The sequence below is a fragment of the Parabacteroides faecis genome (genome assembly GCF_014647375.1).
GTDB classification, from domain to species: Bacteria; Bacteroidota; Bacteroidia; order Bacteroidales; family Tannerellaceae; genus Parabacteroides; species Parabacteroides faecis.
In genome coordinates this window covers 200,160-213,694 of record NZ_BMPB01000003.1, presented here as the reverse complement: position 1 = coordinate 213,694, position 13,535 = coordinate 200,160, and the positions used below count along the sequence as shown (strand labels likewise).

At 42.4% G+C, this 13,535-nt stretch carries 5 protein-coding genes; 4 read left to right on the top strand and 1 reads right to left on the bottom strand.

The window, feature by feature from the left end; translation table 11 throughout:
* Positions 1-20 precede the first annotated feature (20 nt).
* The gene (locus IEY67_RS05230; RefSeq protein WP_122354967.1) at positions 21-3,446 is read right to left on the bottom strand and encodes a SusC/RagA family TonB-linked outer membrane protein; all 3,426 of its coding nucleotides are present in this window, start codon (positions 3,444-3,446) and stop codon (positions 21-23) included.
* Positions 3,447-4,141: 695 nt separating this feature from the next.
* Here IEY67_RS05230 and IEY67_RS05225 point away from each other — a divergent pair.
* From IEY67_RS05225 to IEY67_RS05210, 4 genes are all read left to right on the top strand, one after another.
* The gene (locus IEY67_RS05225) at positions 4,142-7,504 is read left to right on the top strand and encodes a SusC/RagA family TonB-linked outer membrane protein (protein ID WP_122374226.1); all 3,363 of its coding nucleotides are present in this window, start codon (positions 4,142-4,144) and stop codon (positions 7,502-7,504) included.
* Between the two features lie 16 nt (positions 7,505-7,520).
* Positions 7,521-9,293: a SusD/RagB family nutrient-binding outer membrane lipoprotein gene (locus IEY67_RS05220; RefSeq protein ID WP_122374227.1), complete on the top strand. Its 1,773-nt coding sequence runs from the start codon at positions 7,521-7,523 to the stop codon at positions 9,291-9,293.
* A gap of 99 nt (positions 9,294-9,392) precedes the next feature.
* Positions 9,393-10,064, top strand: coding sequence for a hypothetical protein (locus IEY67_RS05215; RefSeq protein ID WP_183669360.1), 672 nt, complete (start codon positions 9,393-9,395; stop codon positions 10,062-10,064).
* A gap of 286 nt (positions 10,065-10,350) precedes the next feature.
* Positions 10,351-13,518 (top strand): SusC/RagA family TonB-linked outer membrane protein, encoded by a 3,168-nt coding sequence (locus IEY67_RS05210; RefSeq protein WP_122354961.1) that lies wholly within the window; start codon positions 10,351-10,353, stop codon positions 13,516-13,518.
* The last annotated feature ends 17 nt before the right edge of the window (positions 13,519-13,535 follow it).

The following is a 13,535-nucleotide window of genomic DNA, read 5'->3' as shown; positions in this document are numbered from 1 at the left end:
TTTAAAGTTTCTTGTTTTGTTTAGAATCCAACATTAATAGTAAATGTGTAGTTAGCAGTCAAGCCGTTGAAAGAACGGATACGGAACTCGGAAGCAGATGTACCGCGGACAGATTCCGGGTTGATCTTATTCGGCATCGTGTTTAGCAGATAACCCAGGTTACGTCCGGATACCGACAGGTTCAGATGTTGTGCCCCCAGTTTGTGTGCAATCTTGTTAGGCATTCTGTAAGATACGGTGATTTCACGTACTGCGATGTAATTCAGTTTCTTCACCCAATCGTCGTTCACGACACCTGTCCCCCATGCATTGTTCCAGTAATGCCATGCCGAAGCATGCTGCGGGTCTACAAGACCCTTGTCATACAAAGCCTGGTATGTTTCGCCACCGGCAGCTACCGTATAAGCGCTTCCGTCAGGAAGAGGAATAGATGTTCCGCCTTCGATCAGACCTACCGGAATCAAACCGTCGTTATACTGCTGACCGTCCCAGATGGAAGTATAGCTCATACCGCCGTTTTCTGCGTCACGCCATTTCAGGGAGCTTTCCGTAAAACCGTATGCCAGACCGTAACGGTTTGCATAAGACGCTACATAACCACCGAAACGCATATCGAACAAAGCACGCAGGCTCCAATTTTTATACGTAAGCGAAGTACTTACAGAACCCAGGAAGTCAGGAACCATCGAACCAACCACTTCCGCTTCACCGCTACGCTGGTAATACATGGCATGCATACCTCTGTCGCCACCATAATAAGAAGTAGCGTTCAATATAGGCAAGCCGGTCTTTTCGTCGATCTTTGCTTTCGAGTCACTCATCAATACCCCGTAAGATTCACCTACTTTTGCCACCGAGCCAATGCGATAGTTTCCATATGCGACACTACCGGACAACTCTATATAATCGGCTACATTCGGGTGCAGTTCAACGATTTTATTGTTGTTCTTGGTGTACGTAAAGTTCAAATCCCACTGCCAGTCTTTGTTTTTGAACGGTGTTGTATTCAAGGCTATTTCCAGCCCCTTGTTTTCGATATTACCGGCATTGATATGCTGGTTGCTGATACCGGAGATACCCGGAACGCTGATCGACATGATCTGGTCCTTTGTATTTTCCTTATAATAAGTCATGTCGATACCGATACGGTTAGACAGGAAGCGCCAGTCCAGACCAATTTCCCAGGCATTTTTACGTTCCGGTTTCAGGTTCGTAGAATAAGCTGTCGACGGGATGCTCAGAGCATATACGTTACCGCCGCCTTGTAACTGGGCAGTCAGCAATGAATAAGCCGAGTTGATCGTATAAGCATCCGTGTCATTACCAACCTGTGCCCATGATCCGCGCAGTTTGGCAAAAGAGATCCATTCCGGAAGCTGTTCGCGGAACGTTTCGTGAGCCAGCCAGGATGCGGAAATAGACGGATAGAAATAGGAGTAGTTACCATGTGTATCCGAATAAACCAGGGCAGACGACCAGTCATTACGTCCGGTCACATCCAGGAAGAGCTGATCTTTCCAGCTGGCACTTGCCTGGAAGGATAAAGACAGCATACGTTTTTCCCCTTCTATCTTACCGCTGTAAGACGGTGTATTGATAGAGTTGGCAATAAAATACTGGTTAGGAACAACCAGACCGCCGTTTGTATTTTCAGCCATGGTCTGTTGCATATTGTTGAAATATTCACCACGGATGAACCCGCCGAATGTGAAATCGCCCACACTCTTGTTGAACGTAAACGCGGCATTCAGGTTGGTCTGTTCCTTTGTATACAGTCCCATTCCATAATAACCGCTCTTCTTGTTTGCATAGTCGGAACCGGGCTGTTTCTCCTCGTAACGTCTGTAATAATAGTTGTAGTTACCTTCCGCACGGAATTTCATCCAGTCGGTCAGTTCCATATTCAATACCAATGTCGGACGTACAGAAGTTTCTTTCTGCGAATAGTCATTTTCATAAATCGCCCACCAGGTACTTCTTCCCGGGTTGTTACCGTATTCGTCGCCATAGCTGGCACTTGCCAGACCGCCGTGAGTTCCTTTATAACGTTTACGGAAATACTGTGTATCGTATGTACGTCCCCAGGTACCGTCTACGAACAACTCACCGATATTCGGCTGCGCATTCTTCGGATTTGAATTGGCGAAAGCAATAGATGCTTCCACTTCGATCTTGTCGGTAATCTTATGGGATGCCTTAGCCAGGAACGATGTACGATCGAAGCTGTTGTTCGGTAATGTACCGCTTGCATACTTATAAGACAGAGAAGTATAGAAAGAGGTCTTTTCGCTGCTACCGCTGACGGATACGTTCGTATTGCTGTTGAATCCTAAATTATACGCATCCTTAAAGTTATTCTCAACCGGACTGTAGGCAATTGTCGAATAGTCATAGTTTTCAATGTCGCGTCCGTCGAATGCAGGTCCCCAATGGCGACCTGTTCCGCCTGTAAGAGTCGGATTGCCGGCTGAATTCAGATGGAACTGGCCGATATTGTCATACAGATAATAGTTTCCACTGGCATCGGTTTCACCATAGCCGACATTACCGGTATAGTTTCCGCGTCCGTATTTATTCTGCAACTTCGGTTGTTTGAACATATGGTCGATACCGAACGTCTGCGAAACATTCACCCCGATACCCTGTTTGCCTTTACCCGATTTCGTCGTGATAACGACTGCACCGTTCAAACCGCGTGAACCGTAAAGGGCGGTAGCGGCTGCACCTTTCAGAACAGACACTGTTTCGAAGTCGTCCGGGTTCAGGTTCTTCAACTCATTACCGTAGTCGTAGTTATGAGCTGTCCAGTCTGCATCCCCGTCGCGGATCGCGTTATCCAGGATAACGCCGTCTACTACATAAATAGGCTGGTTGTTTTTACCCAGTGTAGATGCACCACGGATCTGGATCTTGGTCGCACCGAACATACCACCGTCGGAACCGGCAATTTCAACCCCTGCCACTTTACCCTGTAAAGCTGAAACCGGATTGATTGCGTTGTTCAGCAATTCTTCACCTTTTAATTCGGTAACGGCATATCCCAATGCTTTCGTTTCGCGTTTCATACCCAAAGCGGTAACAACCACTTCATCCAGAGCTTGTGAATCTTCCTTTAACGACACACGAAGAGAGGGCTGTCCGGTATACCGGATTTCCTGTGTGGCGTAGCCGATAAACGAGACCTGGATGGTGGCTCCGTTTTGCACGTTTTCCAGTGTAAAATTACCGTTCACGTCGGTAATGGTACCATTTGTGGTTCCCTTCACAACTATAGAGGCTCCGGCAACGGGTCCGAAGTTGTCCTCTACTACTCCGGTGACTCTCCCATTCTGTTGGGTAATCCCGGTACTTTGCTTACTTGGCATCAGATCTGCATATGCGCTCCCTGAGAAACCGAGTGCGCCAGCGATCAGAATTAAGCTGACAGGCTTTAAGTTTTTCAACATAATTGATAGTTTTTAGATTACTGAAGTGTTATTTTGGCGAATAAGCACTTCTATGTTTAATTTGATGTATTATTGTATATCTCTTGTAATTTAATATCTGTCTAAAATTGTGTTTAGCGATCATCATAGTTCTAAAAGAACTCTGTACATTTTATATCCGCGACAAATATATGAAATAATTATTACCCAGTGTTATTTTTCGTCAAAAAATTATCACAAGATTTTGTTTTTAACACATTGGCTAACAATAATCCATCGTAATTAAGTTAACAGGACACTTGATTTACGGTTCATATGTTAATATAGATTTACAAAACTTCTCTGAAGAAATATGATTACATTTTCCTGTTAACATTTATAAGGTGTCTATATTTTACTCAAAAATCAGGAAAAGATAATTCTATTTGCAAAGTGAGATATATACATAAAATTCATATCATACTACAAAACAACATATTATGCAATAGGCAGATTTCTAAATAATTAGCTATAATTACTTAAGTTCTTTTAGTACTTATATCCATCTTTTTATTTTTAACCGAAATAACTATAGTCCTTTTAGAACTGAGGTAACGCCAACTAAAATACACACTAGTTTCTAAAATATTACTGCGAATTATATCCAAAGAGATTTAGAACAGACCATTGTTTCGCCAAAGCAGTGTCTATTTTATGTTCAAATAAAACCATCAATTATGTTGAAAAACTTTAAGCCTGTGGGCTTATTGCTGTTAGCCGGAACACTAGGTATCCCCGGATATGTGTCTGCGGATACGGTTGCAGCAATGCCAAAAACCAGTATTTCCCAACAGAATGGGAAAGTGACGGGAGTAGTTGAAGATGAATTCGGTCCTGTTGCCGGAGCATCTGTCGTAGTGAAAGGTACAACTAATGGATCGATTACCGATATGGACGGTAACTTTACATTGGAAGGTGTGAAGAGCGGTGACATTATTCAGATTTCTTTTATCGGGTATGCTACCCAGGAAATCAAGTATACTGGTCAACCTGCTTTACAAGTGAAAATGGCTGAAGATGCTCAGAAACTGGACGAAGTTGTTGTAACAGCTTTGGGTATCAAACGCGAAAAGAAAGCACTGGGTTATTCAGTAAGTAGTGTAAAAGGTGAGGAACTGACTGAAGCAGGTACGCCGATGAATGCTATGCAAGCTTTGTATGGTAAAACTTCTGGTTTGCAGTTACAATCTACTGCTTCCGGTCCTTCTGGTGGTATGAACATTAAAGTTCGTAATGCTATTTCTTTGACAGAAGATTCTTCTACTCGTCCATTGATTGTAGTGGATGGTATTCCTATTCATGATGAAAATACAGGACAGTCTACTAATAGCCGTACCGGTGGTGACCATGGTACAGGTTTGAATGACATCAATCCGGAAGACATCGCTTCTATTGAAATCCTGAAAGGTGCAAAAGCGGCCGTTTTGTATGGATCGGAAGGTGCTAATGGTGTTATGTTGATTACTACTAAAACCGGCGGTAAAAAAGGATTAGGTATTGATTTTGGTATCAATCATTCTTGGAATATTGCTGCTTATCTGCCTGAATTACAGAATGAATTCGGTACAGGTTCGAGTGCAGGTACTGCTGCTTTAAAAGAAATCTCCAAAGATGGTTTCTATACAATGACCGATCCAAATACCGGACAAACAGTTGAGTCATTGTGGAGAGGTTCCAGTTATAATTTTGGTCCGCGTTTGGATGGCCGTCAGTTATTATGGTGGGATGGACAGTATCATTCTTATTCTGCTCAGAGAAATAATCAAAGGGATTTGTACCGTACAGGTGGTCAGACTAATGTGAATTTTGCATTGAGCAATGGAGGTGATTTGGGATCTTTCCGTTTGTCATACAACTATCGTGATTACAATGCTATCTCTTATGGTGCAGATAACAAAGCTCACTCATTTAGTTTTGCTGCAGACCTGAAAGCAAACGATTGGATTAAGGTGAAAATGAACACCAACTTTTCGAATACGAAGGATCATAATGCTCCGTACGCCATGCAAAGTTTTGCAACCTATGGTTTCCCGCGTGAACAGGATGTCAACCTGATCAAAGATATGTATTTGACAGATGAAGGTTACAATTATTTCAGCATGAATAATTCAGTTACGCAGATGGCTCCTTATACCAGTTATTTCTCTGATTATTATTGGGCACAATTACGTAATTCAAATGACTATGACCGTAATCACTTGATTCAGTCATTGAACGTTGATGTTACATTCAATGATAAGTTCTCCTGGACTACGTTGGGAGGTATTGACTGGACAGTTTCTGATCAGGAAATTAAGCAACATGTCAGCAAACCGTTGTCTTATGAAAATAAGCAAGGTTGGTATCAGATTGCAAGTAAACGTAATATGATTATGTATGGCCAGTCTTCTTTTAATTACAATCAGACATTTAATGATGTTTGGGATTTGTCAGCTATGGTCGGTGGTGCTGTTAAGTATAATAAAGAAGAATATCAGGAACAATCTGTGCAGGAAACTTTCGCTATTGAAAACTGGTTTTCTTTGAGTAATACTCGTGAGGATTTTGGTCCTCGTTCAAGTCGTACCCGTGGAAATGATTTGTTGTTAAGTGTGTTCGCTTCTGCTCAATTAGCTTATGCCAACCAGGTTTACTTGGAAATTCAGGCTCGTAATGACTGGTCTTCTATTCTTCCTCCTGAAAATAATCATTATTTTTATCCAGGAGCCAGTTTATCATGGATCTTCACGGAAGCATTCGATATTCCAAGCTTGAACTTTGGTAAGGTACGTGCTTCTTGGGCCGATGTAGGTCGCCCTGGACCTCGTTATTATGGAAACGTAGACTTCTCGTTAGGTGCGTATGGTGGACAGCCTACCATGTCTTTACCGGATTATTTGCCACCTGCAGACTTCGCCTCTGCCAATGGCGGATTCCCGGTTCCCAATTTGAAACCTGAACGTAAGCGTGAATATGAAATTGGTTTGGAAGGTGCATTTTTACCAGGTAACCGTATCGGCGTAGATTTCTCTTTCTTCCATAATAATACCTATGACCAGATCACAAAGTTAACAGTACCTTCTTCTTCTGGTTTGACAGAGGTTCGTATGAATGCTGGTGATATCGCTCAGAGTGGTATTGAATTTTCTGTAAATACAAAGCCGATCATGACTAAAGACTGGACATGGGAAGTCGGATTTAATTTGGCAAATTATTCAACAAAAGTAAAGAAGTTAGGTAAAGGTATCAATCAGTTGGATATGTGGGGTGCAACGGGTGCTTCTGTTCGGAGTATTCCTAATGGTGAATATGGTGAAATCTATATTTATCCATATCAGCGTGACGAAAATGGCAACCGTATCGTTAATCAGGGAACCGGTGTTTGGGACTTTGATAAAACACAGATGATCAAAGTTGGAAAAATTACTCCGGATGTTGTTGGTGGTCTTACAACTAGTCTTTCATATAAAGATTTTTCTTTGAGTGCTGTATTTGACTTCCAATTCGGGGCAACTATGATTTCTCAGACAAACATGTTTTTGTTGGGTAATGGTTCCGGTGTTGAATCATTAAAGTATCGTGATGAAGCACGTGGCGGTCTGCCTTATTATGTGAATACTGCTGGAGAGCGTATCCTGTTAGATAGCCACTCTGCAGCTGTTCCTGCTGATTCATTTTATCCATTCATCCTGCATGATGGTGTAATCACACCGGGTGTAACGAGTGATGGAAAACAGAATGAAAAACTGATTACTGCTGAACAATATTATAGCCAGTTATACTGGCAAGGAGGTATGGATTTGTCAGAAGATCAGATTTATAAAAGTGATTATATAGCTTTGCGTTCTTTGTCGTTTAATTACAATTTACCGAAAAGCTTCTTGTCAAAATTCAAGATTCAAAGTGCACGTATCAATGCTTTTGCAAACAACTTGTGCTATATTTATAAGGCAATTCCGAATGTAACACCGGAATCTACACAAGGTACTAACTCGTTTACAGAGGTTAGTAGTATCCCTGGTGTCCGTAGTTTTGGTTTGGGTCTTAATGTTTCATTCTAAATCAGTATAACAAAGTATGAATACAATCAGAAAATATATAACCAGTTTAGCTTTGGGCGTTGCCGTAACTGGAGCAATGGTGTCATGTGACACGCTGGATGAAAAATTTTATAATCCGGATAAATTGACAGAAGCTGACTTCAGTTTGTTGTTTGCATCTGCTCAAACAAAAGGGCATTTGTTCCGTTATGACTATGGTGCGACTTACCATTATATGAGAGGCTTTGGTAAGATGTTGGGATTAGGTGTCAGCCCATTATATTTGGATAAGACCCAAAATAATACGATTGTTCGTCCTTGGGATGGTTGGTCAGGTACTCCATTTAATGAGTTTATTTTTACGCAGACTTGTACCAATTATAGCAAAGAACTCAGTGGCATGAAATTATTATATGCAGACATGACGGAGGAGGAACAGGAACAAAACAAAGTGTATATGCTTTGTAGTGATATCATCCGTTCTTATGCATTCCAGCGTGCAACAGACTTGTACGACGATATGCCTTATTCGGAAGCCGGTGGTGCTTTTCAAGAACTGTTTTATCCTAAATACGATACGCAGGAAGAGATTTACATGAATATCATGGAAACTCTAAAAAGTGCAGCTGCCGACTTAACAGCTTTCCAGTTTCAGACTGATGCACAAAAGTCGAAGTTCTCATCCGTAGATATTTTGTGTAATGGTGATTTGGACAAATGGATTCGTATGGCTAATTCTTTGCGTTTGCGTATGGCAATGCGTCTCTGTCATGTGAAATCGGATGTAGCTCTTTCGACTATTAAAGAGTTGGTTGCCGAAAATCGTATGTTGACAGAATATTCACATGATCTTGGTTTTGAAGAACAAGATAAGACACATGCTTTCGAGGTGACATTCTTCCGTGGGTTGGATGAACGTGGATATGAATCAGGGGCACCGGCAACAATTATTAAAGATATCATGAATTATGAATATCAACCGGGCGATGAAAATGGTATCACTCGTCACGATTTTGACCCACGTCTGTATGCCATGTTCCAAACTGATATTCATGGACGTTATATAGGTTTGCCATTAACAATGGAAGAAGCAGAAGCAGAGCTTCCTAAATATTATACAGAACAGGAATTGACTGATATGTATAATTTTAACGATGTGGTTACAAATCCGTGGAATCCGGAACGTATTCCTACGATGTATAATCGTCGTACTTATTTCAATTTTGATATGAAATTTCCAGTGATGGGTTCAACGGAAACAAACTTGCTATTAGCTGAAGCCGCAGTGCGTTGGCCGGGTGAGTTTGGTAGTATTGATGTTAAAGGATGTATTAAGAAAGCTATTGATGCTTCTACTCGCTTCTATTACAATGTGAATAAAACAATGAGTTATAATGAATCTTCTCTGCCAAGTATTTTGTACGTTCAAGCAAAGGCTAAGGCTCCGGAGTTGGATGAAGAACATTTGGCTGATTATGAAGAATTCGCAGCTAATAAATTTGTTGCTTTGGCATCAACAAAGGATAAACTAAAATTTATTTTCGACCAGAAGTTCTGCCATATGAATATCATGAATCCATATGAAATTTATAATGAAGCACGTCGTTTGGTGAAAGACTTTGACGGAGAACTGCCATTTGTTGCTACTCCTAACGTTGTATTCCAGGAACGTATGTTCTACCCATCCAGTGAGTTGACTAATAATGCAGAAAATTTTGCAAAGGTTGCTTATAAAAATACGTATGACACACCGGTGTGGTGGACAGGGCGTACAACTGCTGCTGAGAATCATAATGGTAATGCATTGTAATAAACATTAGCATAATGCTATATAATAACAAAGGCTGTCGAGAAATTTTCGGCAGCCTTTATTTCATTATATAAATGTGATTTCAATCTATAATATACAATGAAAACAATATATTTTCTTTTCAAAACGCTCCTTATTTTGTTTACATTCCCTTTCATTTTAAGTGCGCAAGAAACAGTAGAAATGTCTTCGGATGTTTTCCTGTTCGATCGGTTTATCAATGGAAAGATCTTGTTGACCGATAAGAGCTATATAGAAACTCAGTTCAATTATGATTGTGAAAAACAGGAATTATACTACAAAGACGGTAATGAATACCAAATGATGTATAACACTTCGAATATAGATACTCTCTGGATCGGGAACCGGAAGTTCGTCCCGGCTCATGAAGGTGTCCGTTTCTTTGAATGTATTCCCGCTGGAGACCGAATATTGCTGGTCGATTGGAAAATAAAGTTATATTATAAAGGTAAACGTGGTGCTATGGGAGTAGTCTCTCAAGCCGGAGGACAAGCATCTTTTGATATGTCTTTGATGCAAAACAAAGGACTTAGTAATCCGGATAACAGTGTATATAAAAAGGATTACCAAAATACCTATCGAATTTATCTGGATGGACAGCAAGTATCTTTCAGTAACCTCAAATCATTCTTAAAACTCTATCCCGATACTCATCGGACAGCCATCCGTCAGCTGGTAAAAGAGCAATCCATTCATTTTGATGATCCATGGCAAGTAGCTAAATTGATAGTTCTTTGCCAGACTATGTAGGAAGAAGGTTCTTTCTTCTTTATTTTCACAAATCCGTTACAAGTATTTGTGATTAAAAATAAAAAAAAGTTATGCTCTGATTGAATAACCAATAAAAAAGAGTTTTCATCCTCCTTTTGATTTATAGCTTGTGCCTTTCGCCGGGAAGGCTTTTAGGGGGAACAAATCCCGTTGTTCCCCAATGTTAATCTTGCAACAACGCTTGTTTCTTTCTGTTTATATTACCAAATGACGTTGGTTGACGCCAAACACATTTAATCTAATAAATTAAACAAAAAACATCAGTATGTTGAAAAGATTCAAATCTGTCAGCATGATTCTCCTGGCGGGCGCGTTGGGTTTCAACGGAAACGCCTTTGCCAATCCGAATACCGGGAATCCTGCTATTGACATTTCCCAACAGGATACGAAAGTAACGGGAACAGTAGAAGATGAGTTCGGACCCGTCGCAGGGGCTTCTGTTGTAATAAAAGGTACTACCACAGGTACTATGACCGATATGGATGGTCATTTCACTCTGGAAGGCGTAAAGAAGGGAGACATTATCCAAATCTCTTTTATTGGTTTTGCCACACAAGATATTCCTTACACCGGACAAGCTACATTGAATGTTAAACTGGCAGAAGATGCCCAGAAGCTGGATGAAGTCGTTGTGACCGCTTTAGGTATGAAACGTGACAAGAAAGCACTGGGTTACGCGATGCAGGAACTGAAAGGTGACGAATTGCTGTCGTCACGCGAACCGAATCTTGCCAATTCCTTATCAGGAAAAGTCTCCGGTCTGCAGATCGTGCGCTCCAGTAATGGGGTAGGAGGTTCTTCTAAAATCGTTCTGCGTGGTAACAACTCCCTGACCGGTAGCAACCAGCCGCTGATCGTAGTCGACGGTACGCCGATGGATAACTTCACAGGCGGTGTCGATGATGTATGGGGTAACTCCGGTGCCGATATGGGTAACGGTCTTTCCGATATCAACCCCGAAGATATCGAATCGATGACGGTGCTGAAAGGTGCTTCTGCTGCCGCTTTGTACGGGTCGCGTGCCGGTAACGGTGTGATCCTGATCACCACTAAGTCGGGAAAGAAAAACGAAGGTCTGGGTATCACGGTCAATGCCGGTATCACGACTGAATCGATTTTCCTTAAACCGGATCTGCAGAACAGCTTCGGACAAGGTTCGGTCGGTGCTTACGATAACCAGTCGCGTTTGAGCTGGGGACCGAAAGCGGAAGGACAGATGGTCTCCGACTGGCTCGGACGTCAGGTACCTTTAAAGACTTATGATAATATAGATGCCTTTTTCAATACCGGGACTTCCTTCAATGAAGGTGTCAGTTTCCAGCAGAATATAAAAGGGACATCGGTATTCTCTTCTATCAACCGTTCGGATGATGCCGGTATCACTCCCGAATCAAAACTGAACAAGACGAATATTACTTTGCGTGCAACCACTTTCCTCGATGAAGCCGAAAAGTGGAAGATCGATGCCAAAGTGAACTACATCAATATGAATGCCCACAACCGCCCGATCCAGGGTGTCAATCCTTCCAATGCATTCAACACGATCTATAATTTGCCCCGTTCACTGAATGTCGCTGAGTTTAAACAGGATGTGGATGAACAGGGAAACATGATCTGGTGGGATGCCTCGAAGAATCCGCAGGAAAACCCGTACTGGGTAACCAAATACCGGCAAAACAACGATACCCGTAACCGTTTGCTGGGTAATATCGCATTGAAATACGCTCCAACGAATTGGTTCGATATTGAACTCCGGGGTGGTACCGACTATTATACGACTACTAAAAATGAAAAAGTATATGCCGGTGGAAATACAACGCCAAGTGGTCTGTACAACGAAGGTTCTGAAACATTCTACGAAAATAACTATAGTTTCCTGGCTACAGCCCGTAAGGATAACCTGATCGACCGTCTGGGTGGATTTGTTTCTTTTGGTGGTAACCTGATGATGCAGAAACGAACGAAGATGAATGCTTCGGCAGGCGAACTGCTTGTCCCGAACCTCTTCTCCCTGAACAATGGTATCAATAAACCGACAGTCACCTCCGAACTGATCCGCCGCAAGATGAATTCGCTGTATGGATCGTTGCAGTTGAACTGGGACGGTTATCTGTTCCTGGATGTGACGGCACGTAACGACTGGTCGTCTACTATGTCGAAAGCCAATCGTTCTTATTTCTATCCGTCAGTCAGCTTGTCGGGCGTTATCTCCGATATGGTTCCGAAGTTGGGTGGGCAGATGCCTGAATGGTTTACCTTTGCCAAGGTGAGAGCTTCTTATGCAGAAGTAGGTAACGACCTCGATCCGTATCAGTTATACAATAACTTTACGGTAGGAAAGGATGAGAATGGGAATACGACGTCTGCTCCGGGCAATGTGCTTTTTGATTCTACGGTACGCAGTGAGTTGATAAAATCGTGGGAAGCCGGTTTCGATGTCCGCTTCTTCAATAACCGTTTGGGATTGGATGCTGCCTGGTATAAGACAAACGCCACCCGTCAGTTGCTGAACCTCCCGATGGACCCGTTCTCCGGTTATAGTTCACGGAAAGTAAATGCCGGTAATATCCAGAACGAAGGTATCGAAATCTCATTGAACGGTGCGATCCTCGATAACCCGAAAGGATTGAGCTGGAATTCGACGGCACAATTCTCTCTGAACCGGAACAAGATCATCGACCTGTATCCGGGTGTTACTCTCTATGATATAAAAACATTGGATGCTATCCAGATCGTAGCCGTACAAGGTAGTTATTACGGTGATATCTACGGACAAACATTCCAGCGTGTAGAAGATAAGAACGATCCTAACTATGGCAAGATCATTGTAGGTGAAGACGGTCTGCCGCTGATCACGACCGGCAAATCGAAGGTCGGTAATCAAAGTCCCGACTGGATGCTGGGATGGACAAACAGCTTTGCGTATAAAGGTTTCAATCTTAGCTTCCTGGTAGACTTCCGTATCGGTGGTGACTTGTATTCGGCTACGGCTTCCAACCTGTATGTCCGTGGTAATGCCGCCGGAACAGTAGTCAACGGCAATCGTCAGGACTTCGTGGTCCCTAATTCTGTGGTACAGACCTCTAACGGTTATGCGGAAAATAAAGTCCCTGTAACTCATCAGAACTATTGGGAACGTATCGGTTCGACCGGAAACTACGGTTTGCCTGAAATGTTTACGTATGATGCTACCAATATCCGTCTGCGTAACATCACGCTTGGCTATGACTTTAACCGGGCCATGTTACAAAAGACACCGTTCCAGCGCCTGCGTCTGTCGGCCACTTGTAACAATGTATGGATGATCCATTATAACCTGCCGGGTATCGACCCCGAATCCGTATCGGCAACCAATACGAATGCCACCGGATTTGAAAACGGGGCTGCACCGACCAGCCGCTCATTTACGTTCAACGTTACGGTAGGATTTTAAAGATGGTTTAATAAGAA

Excerpts from the sequence above, each read along its gene's own strand:
- IEY67_RS05230 (WP_122354967.1), bottom strand. The coding sequence starts at position 3,446 with ATGTTGAAAAACTTAAAGCCTGTCAGCTTAATTCTGATCGCTGGCGCA.
- IEY67_RS05220 (WP_122374227.1), top strand. The coding sequence starts at position 7,521 with ATGAATACAATCAGAAAATATATAACCAGTTTAGCTTTGGGCGTTGCC.
- IEY67_RS05210 (WP_122354961.1), top strand. The coding sequence starts at position 10,351 with ATGTTGAAAAGATTCAAATCTGTCAGCATGATTCTCCTGGCGGGCGCG.
- IEY67_RS05225 (WP_122374226.1), top strand. The coding sequence starts at position 4,142 with ATGTTGAAAAACTTTAAGCCTGTGGGCTTATTGCTGTTAGCCGGAACA.
- IEY67_RS05215 (WP_183669360.1), top strand. The coding sequence starts at position 9,393 with ATGAAAACAATATATTTTCTTTTCAAAACGCTCCTTATTTTGTTTACA.